The sequence below is a fragment of the Paenibacillus sp. NPDC058174 genome (assembly GCF_042883865.1).
GTDB lineage: Bacteria > Bacillota > Bacilli > Paenibacillales > Paenibacillaceae > Pristimantibacillus.
Genome location: NZ_JBHVUY010000002.1, coordinates 336,807 through 350,601 on the forward strand (window position 1 = coordinate 336,807; position 13,795 = coordinate 350,601).

11 protein-coding genes are annotated in these 13,795 nt (G+C 50.5%); 5 read left to right on the plus strand and 6 right to left on the minus strand.

The window, feature by feature from the left end:
• Positions 1–22: 22 nt before the first annotated feature.
• Both ACFVVF_RS13090 and ACFVVF_RS13095 read left to right on the plus strand, forming a co-directional pair.
• Positions 23–463: a hypothetical protein gene (locus ACFVVF_RS13090; protein WP_387809815.1), complete on the plus strand. Its 441-nt coding sequence runs from the start codon at positions 23–25 to the stop codon at positions 461–463.
• A 277-nt stretch (positions 464–740) separates the two neighbouring features.
• Positions 741–4,046, plus strand: a complete 3,306-nt coding sequence (locus ACFVVF_RS13095) for an OmpL47-type beta-barrel domain-containing protein (RefSeq protein ID WP_387809817.1) — start codon at positions 741–743, stop codon at positions 4,044–4,046.
• Between the two features lie 83 nt (positions 4,047–4,129).
• Here the strand turns inward: ACFVVF_RS13095 and ACFVVF_RS13100 are convergent, their stop codons facing one another.
• From ACFVVF_RS13100 to ACFVVF_RS13120, 5 genes are all read right to left on the minus strand, one after another.
• Positions 4,130–5,593, minus strand: coding sequence for an FAD-dependent oxidoreductase (locus ACFVVF_RS13100; protein WP_387809820.1), 1,464 nt, complete (start codon positions 5,591–5,593; stop codon positions 4,130–4,132).
• Between the two features lie 209 nt (positions 5,594–5,802).
• On the minus strand, positions 5,803–6,654 hold the full coding sequence (gene phnE / locus ACFVVF_RS13105; protein ID WP_387809823.1) for a phosphonate ABC transporter, permease protein PhnE: 852 nt from the start codon (positions 6,652–6,654) through the stop codon (positions 5,803–5,805).
• Entirely contained in the window at positions 6,651–7,442 is a 792-nt protein-coding gene (phnE, locus tag ACFVVF_RS13110; protein ID WP_387809826.1) for a phosphonate ABC transporter, permease protein PhnE, read from the minus strand. Before phnE (ACFVVF_RS13110) ends, phnE (ACFVVF_RS13105) begins: the two co-directional genes overlap by 4 nt.
• Positions 7,439–8,212, minus strand: coding sequence for a phosphonate ABC transporter ATP-binding protein (gene phnC, locus ACFVVF_RS13115; protein WP_387811428.1), 774 nt, complete (start codon positions 8,210–8,212; stop codon positions 7,439–7,441). Before phnC ends, phnE (ACFVVF_RS13110) begins: the two co-directional genes overlap by 4 nt.
• 110 nt (positions 8,213–8,322) lie before the next feature.
• Positions 8,323–9,297 (minus strand): phosphate/phosphite/phosphonate ABC transporter substrate-binding protein, encoded by a 975-nt coding sequence (locus ACFVVF_RS13120; protein ID WP_387809829.1) that lies wholly within the window; start codon positions 9,295–9,297, stop codon positions 8,323–8,325.
• 197 nt (positions 9,298–9,494) lie between these two features.
• Between ACFVVF_RS13120 and ACFVVF_RS13125 the strand changes: the two genes are divergently transcribed.
• From ACFVVF_RS13125 to ACFVVF_RS13135, 3 genes are all read left to right on the plus strand, one after another.
• Entirely contained in the window at positions 9,495–11,099 is a 1,605-nt protein-coding gene (locus ACFVVF_RS13125) for a bifunctional metallophosphatase/5'-nucleotidase (RefSeq protein WP_387809832.1), read from the plus strand.
• Between the two features lie 203 nt (positions 11,100–11,302).
• Positions 11,303–11,773 (plus strand): MEKHLA domain-containing protein, encoded by a 471-nt coding sequence (locus ACFVVF_RS13130; protein WP_387809834.1) that lies wholly within the window; start codon positions 11,303–11,305, stop codon positions 11,771–11,773.
• A 522-nt stretch (positions 11,774–12,295) separates the two neighbouring features.
• Entirely contained in the window at positions 12,296–12,685 is a 390-nt protein-coding gene (locus ACFVVF_RS13135) for a hypothetical protein (RefSeq protein WP_387809836.1), read from the plus strand.
• A gap of 846 nt (positions 12,686–13,531) precedes the next feature.
• On the opposite strand, the gene ACFVVF_RS13140 is transcribed toward ACFVVF_RS13135, so the two are convergent.
• Positions 13,532–13,789, minus strand: coding sequence for a hypothetical protein (locus ACFVVF_RS13140; RefSeq protein ID WP_387809839.1), 258 nt, complete (start codon positions 13,787–13,789; stop codon positions 13,532–13,534).
• Positions 13,790–13,795: the final 6 nt, after the last annotated feature.

A 13,795-nucleotide genomic window follows, 5' to 3' on the forward strand; every position in this document is an offset into this window, starting at 1 on the left:
CGAGGGGCTGCTTTTTTGCTGCGTGAGGATTAGCGGAGTCCAAGCGGACTCCGCTTACTGCTGCGAGCGTATTTGCTGTGCAAAAGCGGGCACCAAGATGCGCAGAAAGGTGCCGGACTTGGCGCAGTGCGAGCCCGCGAGCGAAGCAGCTTCGCAATATACGCGAAGCACAGATGCGCAGAAAGGTGCCGGACTTGGCGCAGCCAGAGCCCGCGAGCGAAGCAGCTTCGCAATATACGCGAAGCACAGATGCGCAGAAGGTGCCGGACTTGGCGCAGTCCAGGCCGCGAGCGAAGCTGAGATGCTATGCAAGAACTCGGCGCAGCCAATGTCCGCGAGCGAAGCAGCTTCGCAATATAGCGAAGCGAATTTCGCTGTGGATGCCTCAACAGCGATCGAGTGTGGCATTTGCGAACTAAAATTCGTTATCCGCGAACCTAGATTCGCGAATAGCGAATTTTAGTTCGTTGTACCTCTGCAATCAACTCGGCTGGCAGGCAGCAGCGAAGCAAGGTTCGCTAAATTGCGAACTTGCTTCGCTCGAGTAAGTCTTCCGATTCAGAGGTCAGGGACTATGGACTTTGACGAGTAGTGCGATAGTAACGGATCTCTTTTTGCCGTAAATTGGACATTTCAGCGCCAGCTTGGCCTTTACAATAACCTATCACTTCTGTCAAAAATATCGTGCTAAACTAATGGCGGATTCAAACTACGTCTTATCGAAAATTAGGAGGCATGGGATGAGAGGGCTGGAGTTTTTTAAGAAGAAAGGTGTCAAGCTGGCGATACTGTTATCACTCGTACTGTCGATTCAAACCGGATTAATCCGCAATTATGAGACAGTGCATGCAGAAGGGCCGGTCGATCCGGCACCGTATATTGAAGCGAAGGTCGTTAATGGAAATGCAGGTAAAAAAGTGTTGTTCGACAATACGCACGCTCAAACATCAGGTGCAGCGGACTGGGTGATTGACGGCGGCTTTTCCGACTTTGGACAAGCACTTGCGGCAGACGGCTATTATGTCAAAGAGCTGCGCAAAGCTTTGCCCTTCAACTTCAATGATTTGAAGGACTATGACGTATTCGTTATCGCGGAGCCGAACATTCCGTTCAAGCAAAGCGAGCAGGCTGCTATGGAGCAATATGTACAAGGCGGCGGCAGCATCTTCTTCATCGGCGATCATTACAACGCTGACCGCAACAAAAACCGCTGGGACGGCTCGGAAGCCATCAACGGCTACCGCCGTGGAGCTTGGACCGATCCGGCCAAAGGCATGAGCGCTGAGGAGAGAAACTCAGCAGCTATGCAAGGCGTAGTCAGCTCCGATTGGCTGAGCGACAACTTCGGCGTCCGCTTCCGTTACAACGCGCTGGGGGATATTGATGCGAACAACATCGTAGCGCCAAGCCAAGCCTTCGGCATTACGCAGGGCGTGAACGCCGTAGCGATGCACGCCGGATCGACGCTGGCAATTACAGATCCGACGAAAGCGAAAGGGATCGTATATTTGCCAAAAACGAATGCAGCATGGGGCAGCGCGGTTGACCAAGGCGTCTACAATGGCGGCGGCGTTGCAGAAGGGCCTTATGTGGCCGTAGCCAAAAAGGGCGCGGGCAAAGCTGCTTTTATCGGTGACTCGTCGCCGGTCGAAGATGCAACTCCGAAATATTTGCGCGAGGAAACAGGCGCTAAGAAAACGACATACGACGGTTTTAAAGAACAAAACGACGGAGTTCTGCTAGTCAATGTTATTAACTGGCTTTCCAAGAAAGAGAGCTATACAAGCTTGGATCAAGTAGCAGGCTTGCAGCTTGACCAGCCGACAGCGCTGCTTCCGATGGAAACGCCGGCCTTGTCGACAGAGCCTCAAGCAGAGCCTTGGGCAGCACCTGCAGCCGGCTACAAATGGTATGACAGCTCTACGTTCAAGCCTGGCTCATACGGCGGTACTACAACTAGTGCCCCGGCAGCTTACAGCTTTGTAAACCAGGCGCAGCTTCCGAATGCGCAAGACTTCCAGATTCGTGTTGTTGTAACGAATTTGGCTCCGAATACGACGGTATCCGGCTTTAGCACTGGCATTTATTTGACCGGCGGCACGCAAGTTGCGTTGTTCCAGAAGGATGACGGCACTTGGCCGACGGCGTATGGCTACAGCTCGAATTTCAGCGTTACCTCCGACAGCAAGGGACGAGCAGTTAAGGATATTACGGTCCGGATCAAAGGGGGAACGGTCAGCAGCACAGCCAGCCTGCGTCTCCGCTTGAACGGTACCAACCTGATCACGAATACGGTGTCGATCGCGGATGTGCCGGCAGAACCGCTGCCGGTAGAAGAAGGCCCCATTCCGGCGAAAATTACAGTAGCAGAAGCACGGAGCAAAGCAGAAGGTACGACGGTTACGGTTGAAGGCGTCGTAACGACAGAGCCGGGCGCATTTGGCGGCCAGGCGTTCTATCTGCAAGACGCTACAGGCGGTATTTATGTCTTCCAGTCGCAAAGCGGCTTCCATCAAGGCGACGTTGTGAAGGTTACCGCACCGCTCGCGCTGTACAATACTGAACTGGAGCTGGCTGATGTTGCAGCCATCGAGAAGACAGGAACAGCTTCGCTTCCAGTTGCAGCACAAGTTGGCGCTATTACCGATGGTCTGCAAGGGCAGCTTATTCAACTCACTGATGTGAAAATCAGCAATATCATTACAGCAACACCTGCCGGTTCTTTTGAATTTGACGCTGTAAAAGGAAATGTGAGCAACCATGTTCGGGTTGATGTCCGTACGGGCTTGACGCTTGCCAACTTCCCATACGCAGAAGGCGATGTTGTTGATATTACTGGCGTAGCCGCTATTTTCAAAGGTGTGTATCAGCTTAAGCCTAGAGGCATCAGCGATTTCCATCATCAAGCGGATAGCGCAGCTCCTGTGACGACAGCAACTCTGTCGGCTGAACCGGCTGCCGGAGCAAACGGCTGGCATAAGGAAGCAGTGACGGTCACGCTGAAGGCAGTTGACGATCAACCAGGCACTATTAAAACGTACTATACGATTGACGGAGGCAGTGCAGCGCTTTACAACGGTCCAATTACAATCGGCACCGAGGGTGTTCACACACTTCGCTATTATTCGGTTGATGCGGCTGGCAATGAAGAATCGCCGCATGCTTTGGAAGTCAAGGTTGATTTGACAGCACCAGCTGCAGTGCTGACGCAAAATGGCGGAGCAGTTAGCGACGTAACAGATACAGCTCAGCTGATTTTTGAATTAAAAGGAACAGACGCGCAATCCGGTATTGCCTCCGAGAGCTTGCTGCTTGACGGAAAAGCAATTGTCAGCGGCCAATCGCTGAATGCAGCAGCTTTGGGCACAGGCACCCATACACTAGCATATACAGTGACGGATTTTGCCGGACATTCTACGCAAGGCAATGCATCTTTCAAAATTACAGCTTCAGAAACGCCTAAGGCAACAGGAGCGCCTGCCAAGCCTGTTCTTTCCGACAATAACGGGCAAGCAAGCGGACTTCGCGGCGGCAGCTATACGGTTACAATGAATGTATGGTGGGGCAACAACGGCTCGGAATTCAAGCTTTATGAGAATGGCGTGCTGATCAGCACGAAGCGCGTGACAGACAACTCTCCAGCAGCGCAAACCGTGCAGGTTGACGTTTCCGGCAAAAAGAACGGTACCTACATCTATGTAGCTGAACTGACTAACCGTTTTGGCACGACTACGAGCGCACCGCATGTTGTTAATGTAACGGATGCAGCACCGGGTAAAGCGGTATTGTCCCACAACAATTGGAGCGGCAGCGGAAGCTACAGCGTTACGATGAATCTGTGGTGGGGAACGAATGCATCGGAATACCGTCTATATGAGAATGATAAACTGATCGATACGAAAAGCTTGAAGGAAGCTACCCCGAATGCGCAATCGGCAGTAACGGCAATCGAGGGCAGAGCACCGGGCCGTTATGTTTACCGCTGCGAGTTAATCAATGCGGCAGGCTCGACATTCAGCGAGACGATTACGGTACAAGTGAAATAGCAGCATGAAACGAAAGGACCTCACAACCCGCAGCAGAGCGGGGAGTGAGGTCCTTTTTCTAAATCCAATTACGGCGTATAACATTAACCGGCAAGCACGATGTTGAAATCTTTTTTCAAATAGTTATGAATGCGTTTGAAGTCATCTGGCGTAAGCTCCTTCAGCCGCTTGTGGCCCGATTCACGGCCGATTATGATGCCAATCGTTTGGGCAGCTGTAGCTGTATTCGGCATAATTCTCGCGCTTCCGTAAGCCTGAATCGATGCACCGACGTTTTTGCCTGCGACAATGACATTCTCGTAAGCCTTGAGCTGGAATGAACGCAGCGGCATGCCGTAGCGGTCCGTTAAGCCAAAGCCGATTCCTGACGGTATCCGTTTTGTAGCCTGCAGATCCATTCCATATCCGCCAATGCTCACATTATCCCAAAACATCTTGTTCGACTTTAAATCGTCTTTCTGGAGAATATGCTCCGTTTCAAAACGGTTATAGTCTCTTACGTAAAGGTAGTCCGGAAAACCGTCGAGCTCGGCATTGGCAAAGCCGGGAATGTTCTGGCGTAAAAATTCCAAAATATGCGGAGCCTCTGCCGACCCTTTGGAAATAGCCGCTTCAACTGACTCCGGATTGGACGGGTCCACATCAAAAATAAGCAGCGCATTCATAATAGCCCGACCGTTTTTCTGATTGAGCGTATTCATGCCTCTTAACACCAATTGCGGATCAGTAGTCTTGTATTGATTAATCAAATTTCCGAAGCCGGTCGCAATTGTCCAATCGACATAGGTGTTCGGGCCATACTTCTTCTGAACGTTCCTCAGCGGATAATCCTTAAGAATCGTCTTATGAAGCTTGGACCAATCCACATTTTTGAATTTGATCATCAACGTTGAGGACATATATTCAGGCGTGGGATCTTTCTTGGAGACAAGGCTTTCCATTCCCGGTATCCGCTTGAGCTCAAGCAGTCCTGTAAGGGCGTTGAAATCTGTATTTTCGACCCAGTAATTCGCTTGTACTTCACGCGTTATGCCGTCTTTCGTTTGGTAGGTGATGGATTTCAGAGACTTTTCTGCTGCTAACGGCACCGTTTCGATCGTCTGAATCGTAATGCCCTTTTCAATAGGAATTCCCCGGGTTAAATGATTGAAATATTGATTGAATTCATGTGCTTTGCGAATGGTTCCTGACTTATAGGCGTCAAATAAATATTTAATTTCTCCCTGTACAATGCTCTTGTTATTCCGGTCATTGGGGATATCCAGAAAGTGCATCTGTCCTTGAACGAGCTCTCCTCCGGATTGAGTGCGAGGATCAAGAATAAGGACGCTTTTGCGTGCTTTGTGAACCTCTTTCGCCAACAGAACGCCTTGAATTTCGCTGCCGATGACGATTACGTCATAGTAGCTGCAATCTTTATCGCAGGACGACTCTGCTTGCAGATGCGGCTCAAGCGAGCTTGGCGCAACGAGCTGAAAAACAATTGAGAGCATGACGACAACCATAATGGTACGAGCGGCTTTAGAAGCTTTTAATCGATTAAACAAAGCTGTTTATCTCTCCTCTGGAACAATAATGGATGGAAATATAATATTTTCCATAAAGAAATATAACAACCTTGAGGGTAACATAGAATGATGAATCTATCAAATTTTTAGCAGAATAGGGCGGCCTTCTAGGAGCTGAAACTGGAACTGGGGAATATAAGCTCAGCTCGAAGAAGGCGCACTATGTTAGGGGGGATGAATGAGGATTATTAGACTAGACGTTTGCGGATCAAGCCGGAGATTGCGTCGATTACGGTAATCATAACGATGATGCCGAGCAAAATAATGCCGACGCGGTCCCAATTGCGCGTGCTCAGCGCGAAGATCAGCGGGGTTCCGATGCCGCCGGCTCCGATAACGCCGAGAATGGTGGCGGAACGCACATTAATCTCGAACCGGTACAGCGTATAGGACAGGAAGCCCGGCAGCACCTGCGGAATAACGGCGAACCATAGCAATTGGAGACGATTCGCTCCTGCTGCGGTCAACGCTTCTAACGGGCCGCGGTCGATATTTTCAATTTCATCGGCAAACAGCTTGCCAAGCATCCCGACGGAATGAAGGCCAAGCGCCAGCACCCCGGCGAAGGAGCCTGGGCCAACGGCTTTGATGAATAAAATAGCCATGACGATCTCAGGGAACGTACGAATGATGCTCAGCAGCAGCTTGCCCGAGCCCGATACCGCGCCGGAGCGGCTCATATTGGTTGCCGACCAGAATGCGAACGGAATACAGATTAGCGTAGACAGAAAGGTGCCGCCAATCGAAATGGCGAGTGTATCCAGCAAGCCGCGCAGCAGGTCCTCGCCGTCGGGCAAATAGACGTAGTCCCAGTCGGGGGAGAAAATGCCGCTAATGATCGCTTTCGTAATCTGAGCAGCCGTCTCTTTGAAACCCGTGAACGGAATGCCGGCAAGCGCCCAAGCATAGACGGCTATAAGTGCAAGGAGAATGAGCCAGCGATAGCGGTTTTTGCGTGGTTTGGGAACGAGGGTATCCCATGACTTACCCGCTCGTACTGTAGAATTCGTATTGTTGGTTGGATTCGAATTTGTCCTCATAGCAGCTTCTCCCGCAGCTTCGTGCTTGCAAAATCGATAATCAGCACGATAGCCAATGTGAAAATAATGATGGTGCTTGTTTTGTCATATTCCAGGAAACCAAGCGTTACTTCATAATAATGTCCGATACCGCCGGCTCCAACGAGGCCGAGAATCGCTGCGGCGCGGATGTTAATCTCGAACGTATACAGCGTAAAGGACATAAAGTGAGCCTGAATTTGCGGAATGACGGCGAAAATAATTTTTTGCAACCGGTTTGCACCTACCGCTGTCATCGCTTCAAGCGGCCCGCGATCGATCGTCTCTAGCGCTTCATAGGTCAGCTTGGCGATAAGGCCGATGGAGAAGACGGTCAAGGCGAAGATGCCTGGCACCGGCCCAAGGCCAAAGATCGCGACAAACAGAGCTGCGAGCAGCAGGTCAGGTATCGTCCGTATGAGATTCAGCAGCAGCCGGATCGGATAGAATATCCATGCGGTGCCGACCATATTGCTTGCACTCAGCAGCGCTATCGGCACGGCCAGAATTGCGCCTGCCGTCGTTCCGATGAGTGCCATGCGGATGGTCTCCAGCATCGCATCAGTGATTTTTTCAAAGTAGCTCCACTTTGGCGGGAACATCTCCCGCAGCAAGTCCATCATATTGGGCAGTCCGCCGATCAGCTCGCCGAAGTTCGCTTCCGTCTGAAAGAAGCTGCCCCACAGCAGAACGATGAGCAGTGCTCCGGTCATATAAAGCTTCAGTCTTCCGGGCGGCTTTGGCCGGTTCAGTTCCGTGTTCGCTTTCATCCTTCAAGCTCCCCTAACAGCTCGTCCCGCTTGATCGGACGACCGTAGATTTCAGCGAACTTCTCATCTGTAGCCTCTTCCACCGGCCCGTCGAATACAACCTGGCCAGCGCGCAGCCCGATAATTCTCGTCGCATATTCCCGCGCAAGGTCGATAAAGTGCAAATTGACGATCGTCGTAATACCAAGCTCTTGGTTAATGTTTTTCAGATCGTCCATAACTTGCTTTGTCGTAAGCGGGTCGAGCGAGGCGACGGGCTCGTCGGCCAATATGATCTTAGCTTCTTGAGCGAGCACTCGGGCAATTGCAACCCGCTGCTGCTGGCCGCCGGACAGCTCGTCTGCACGGGCATACGCTTTTTCCACGATATTAACGCGGTCCAAAGCCTGGAAGGCAAGCTCGGTGTCGCTTTTCGGGAACAAGCCAAGCAGCGTCCGCCAAGTGGAACGGTAGCCGACACGCCCGGCGAGCACGTTCCGCAGGACGGAGGAGCGTTTGACCAGATTGAAGCTCTGGAAGATCATGCCGATATCGCGGCGGATAAAACGCAGCTTTTTCCCGGAGGCTTTCGTAATTGAGGCGCCATTAATGAGAATTTCGCCTTCGCTTATATCATGCAGCCGGTTGATTGAGCGGAGGAGCGTTGATTTTCCGGCCCCCGACAAGCCGACAATGACGATAAATTCCCCTTCATGGATCGTCAGGTTAATATTGTTCAAGCCTTTGGTTGCGTTGGGATACACTTTAGATACGTTGCGGATTTCGATCATCTTCATGTTGATCCTTCCTTTTCGCTTCATAAAAAGTACAGCCAGCACGGGCTGCGCCCACACTGGCTAAATGCCTAGCTGATTATGCGATTGCCTTTGCCAATACCGGCCTACTCGGTTTTTACTTTTTCGCCGTATTCGCGAACGATGTTGAAGATGCTGTCATCGGATTTAACGTAGCCTTCGTGCGAATAGATTTCTTTAATGATGGCATGTCCATCCGGGTCATTGCCGATATCGATGAAAGCTTGCTGCAGCTTAGCGATCCACTCTGCACTCATGTCGGAACGAACGGAAATCGTATCGTTAGGGATAGGCTCCGTGAACGTAAGTACGCGAGTATCTTCGAATACCGTCGGATAGTCTTTGCTTACAATGTTGCGGGCGTCTTGGAAAATCGCTGCGGCATCAACATCGCCGTTCAATACAGCGATAACGCCTTGGTCATGGCCTTTAACCGTTACAGGTACAACGTCTTTCAGCGGATCAATGCCGTTCTCCAGCAATTTGCCTGCCGGCCATACGTAGCCTGCAGAAGAAGTTACGTTTTGGTAAGCGATCTTTTTGCCTTTCAGATCGGCAACGGATTTGATTGGCGAATCCTTCTTAACGATAATCATCGATTTGTAGAAGTCGACCAGATCTTCTGTTGGAGCGCCAGTCTCGTCTTGTACGCCAAAACGCTGTGCTTGAAGGATAACTTCAGCTGCGCCTTTTTGCTTAGCCAGTACATATGCGGATGGAGGAAGGAAGCCGACGTCGATTTTTTTCGAAGCCATTGCCTCGATAATCGTGTTGTAGTCGGTCGAGATGCTTACTTTTACGTCAATGCCAAGCTTGTCGCTGAGCAGCTTCTCAAGCGGCTTCGCTTTTGCTTCGAGCGTGTCAGCGTTTTGCGAAGGTACGAATTGCACCGTCAACGTTGTTGGCGCATAGCCTTCCGGTTTCGGAGCCTCGGTGGCCTCAGGCGTATTTGTTGCTCCGCCATTTGCAGCGTTGTTCGGGGCATCATTTTTCGCGCCGCAAGCGCTCAACAGGGACACGGATACTAACAGTGATAGTACGACTGCCGTCAATTTTTTCAATTCCAAAACCCTCCAGAAATAGTTTGTTTTTTGGTTGCTTGTTCACTATAGGGAAAGTTTATTAGCTGTCCGTAAACGGTGGTATAAGTATTTGTAAATGTCGGGGACAGGCATTAAAAAATAGGAGGCATCCTGTTAAACTAACCTTGCGCTACTGTTGGGCATTATGAATAGAGGTTGGGAGATTGATGCAGAAAATGAATAGGACAATGACAGACAGCGGCTTGTATCGCTTTACGGTTTTGGCGACAAGCGATGTACACGGGCAGATCGTTCCTATAGATTATAGGACGGGTACACATAGAATAGCTTCGCTTGCAAGTCTGGGTACTATGATTAGAGAAGAAAGGGAGGCTGCGCCGGAACTGCTGCTCATCGACAACGGCGATGCTCTGCAAGGAACGCCTCTGGCCCATCATGTGTCCCGGCTGAGCGAGGCTCAGATCCATCCCATCGTTGCGGCGATGAATGAGCTTCAATATGATGCGGCGGTGCTTGGCAATCATGAGTTTAATTTCGGAAGAGAGCTGCTGGATAAAGCGATTGGTCAATCGGCCTTTCCTTGGTTGTCCGCAGGTATTGCAGATCAGGCAACAGGTAAACCGGCTTTCGGCAAACCTTATCTCATTAAAATGCTGAATGGCGGCTCCATTAAAGCCGCGCTGCTTGGCGTAACGACGCACTACATTCCGAATTGGGAAAATCCGGAGTATATATCCGGTCTTGTTTTTCATGATGCATTAGATTTGCTGCTGAGCTGGGCAGCGCGCATCCGGGAAGAGGAGCAGCCCGATGTGATTATTGCCGCGTATCACGGCGGCTTTGAGCGGGATTTGGCTAGCGGAGAGCCGACTGAACGATTGACGGGCGAAAATCAGGGCTATGCAATGTGCCAGGCGGCGAAGGAAGCCGGAATTGATGTGCTCATTACCGGCCATCAGCATCGGCTTATTGCATCCGAAGTGGCAGGAGTGACGGTAGTACAGCCCGGTACGGGCGGGCAGGCGCTCGGGAAAATTGAGATTGCCTTTGCGCTGGAGCAGGGGAGATGGATTGTGAAGGAGAAGCGGAGCGAGCTGTTGTTTCCGGATGAGCGCACGGTACCTGATGCCAGGATAATGGCCGTGATGGAGGAAGCGGAGGCAGGTACGCAGATTTGGCTTGATCAGCCGCTTGGCTATGTGACCGGAGATATGTCAGTTGGCGATCCGCTGACATGCCGGCTTGCGGATCATCCGTTTCTATCTTTTGTCCAACGGGTGCAGCTGGAAGCATCGGGTGCCCAGTTGTCGGTTGCGGCACTGCTCAGCGAGCAGCCATCAGGCTTTGGCGCAAACGTGACGATGCGCGAGGTGCTGGCGAACTTTATGTTCCCCAATACGCTGACGGTGCTGCGCCTGTCTGGACGCGATATCCGAGCGGCGCTTGAGCGGACCGCCGATTATTTCCGGTTGGGAGAAGATGGCAGTCCAATCGTGAACCCGGCCTATATAGAACCGAAGCCGCAGCATTACAATTACGATATGTGGGCGGGAATTGCCTACGAGCTGGACATTAGGCGTCCCGTGGGCCAGCGGGTTGTTAAGCTGGAGCGTGACGGACGTCCAGTAATGGATGGGGACAGCTTTGACGTGGTCATGAATAATTACCGGGCGAGCGGGGGCGGCGATTACGAGATGTTTCAGGGCAAGCCTGTCGTGAAGGAAATTATGGCAGAATCGGCTGAGCTGGTGGCCGATTATTTCCGCCGATACGGTACCGTGACGGCTGAGTGCGATAACGGCTGGCGGGTTATTTATTAGTTAAAGTTTGTTCAGATTCTGCAGTTTTGTATGCAGAATCTTTTTGTTTTTTTACTTATTATTAATTATTCGCACGCAGCAGTTGGTTATTGCATGCATTTCTTGCAGCAAGCATCATTTATTACTAGGATAGATAATAGAGTAAACTTTGGATTGCAGATATAGCTGCATTTTGCAATCAAGTATAGGGAGTCTGGTTATGAATGGCTGAACAAAGAGCTGGTATTGGCGCAACTGAAGCACATGGCCTGCTTCTGGCAAACAGCTTTAAGAAATGGACGGGCAGAGAGCTGGTGTCATTGCCGGAGGGAGAAGGCAGCTTGTCCGAAGCGCTGTTTGAGGCGCCATTTGTCATTTTGTCTCACGGAACGGAAGCTGATCCGGTATTGAACTATGGGAATGCAGCTGCGCTCCGGTTGTGGGAGACAACCTGGGAGGAGCTCACTTCAACGCCGTCCCGTCTGACGGCGGAGCCGATGGAACGGGCCGAGCGCGACCGTTTCTTCGAGCAGGTGACAGCCAACGGATTCGTAGACAATTATACGGGCATCCGAATATCCTACGCCGGCCGGAGATTTTACATCGTAAACGCAATCGTCTGGAATTTGATTGACGATGAGGGTGTATACAGGGGACAGGCGGCTGCATTTTCGGAGTATCGGTATTTGGATTGAAGTAAATTTGGGCAATGATGCAAAGCCTATTATCGATTCGGTTCTATAAAAGTTAGAACTGCCGTCTTACGGGAGAGTTGGTTACGATTGAGCGGTAATCTATATTTTAACCGGGGATGATCGCTCATGACTCAGTCGTTATGGAGAAAATGCTTTACCTATTTATGTGCCAAATTGGCCGCCTCTGGCGGATTGTTTTTGCTGTTTATGCTCGTTACGTCTGGCCTGGATTTGTATAAATGGTCGCAGACGGCGAGCTTTTCGTTTGTATGGATATTGTTTTACGGGTATGCCTTCTGTTTTTCAATAGCTGGGGACGTCGTTTTAAAATTAGCCCGAAGATCTGGAGAATGGTATGTATTGCTGAAAATTCCGTTGTATATCATAGGGGGAGTATTGCCTTTTCTTTTCATGCTCGGAGGGTTCGAAGGTGCAGGACATGCATCTTGGCCATTCATTCTTTTTGGATTTTTGGGTGCCATTTGTGCTGCGATTTATGACGGAATTTACTTTTATATGCGAATGAGATTTTCATACACGGCTATCGTTGCGCTGACGCTGCTGCTGTTATTTATTGTACTTTCGAAAGCAGATATGACTGTGACGAGAGAGTGGAAAGCGGTGCAGACAGATGGGAGCTATGAGGCGAACTTCGATTATTTCCATGGAGAAAAGGCGATTAAGATTGCCTTGGAGAAAGGGCAGTCGCTGCATTTTAAGGTTGACTGGCCGTCGGAAAATAGCGGCGGCTACGGATTGCATGTGTTGGATAAACAAGGCAAGCTGGTGCCGCAATATGACGCTACTGAATATGGCGGAATAATTAAAGCCGAGCAGACTGAGGCATACCGGATCGTGGTGACGGGCGATAAGCTGAAGGGCGCACTATCGGTGCGCTGGAGTGTTAAGTAGTGCGGGGTGTACAAGTAGCTTGAAGTTAGTGGCGGGGATGGGGTTTGGAGTTCTACAGGTACGATTTTGAAAATAGCGAAGCTGGTTCGCAAAAGAGCGAAGCGAATTTCGCTAAATCGAAGCTGCAGTAAGCTGAACTGCCCCGCAGCGAATCAAACTTCGCAATTGGAGAACCAGGGTTCACGACTAGCGAAGATTAGTTCGTTGTAGCAGTGCGTGCCCAGTTGGTGGGTACGTACAAGTAACTTGGGTTCGTTATATAGCGAATCAGGTTCGTTGTAGTGGAGATGGCTCGACTGGTGGGTCTGAACAAGTAACTTTTGTTCTTTAAAAAGCGAATCATGTTCGCTGTAGTGGAGAAAGCTCGGCTGATGGGAAAGTACAAGTTACTTGAAGCTGGTGGTGGGCATGAATTTCGTAGTCCATTGGGTGCGATTTCGAAAAGAGCGAAGCCGGTTCGCAAAAGAGCGAAGCGAATTTCGCTAAATCGAAGCTGCAGTAAGCTGAACTGCCCCGCAGCGAACCAAACTTCGCAATTGGAGAACCAAGGTTCGCGACTAGCGAAGATTAGTTCGTTGTAGCATAGAGCGCCCGGTTGGTGGAGTTCTACAAGAAACTTGGGTTCGTTATATAGCGAAATAGGTTCGTTGTAGCAGAGAAAGCTCGGCTGATGGGTCTGAACAAGTAACTTTTGTTCTTTAAATAGCGAATCAGGTTCGCTGTAGCGGAGAGTATGGCAACGGACAACCAGCAGCACTCCCTTGAAAAACCAATTCCAAAAAAAGGGTTGAACACCTTTGGAAAGAGTGCTATTATTAACCATACAATTCCACTGGGAATAATTATTTAGAGCACGACCGGATAACCGGAGGCTTCGTCGCTGCAGAGCAGCACGGGGCCTTTTTCTGTATGTTGGCCGTCCTCGATACTACTAAAATCATGATCTTTACCGGACAGCCGGAGAGGTCGCATCCTGCGACAACTCTGGCTGTTTGCTATTGTAAAGCGCATCGGTTGAGCCGCGTCCAAAAGCGCGGCAGCCGCATACGCTTTAAGCGCAGCTGGATGGCGAACAACATACGCTTGAAGCCAGCGCTGCGCCATTAAAGG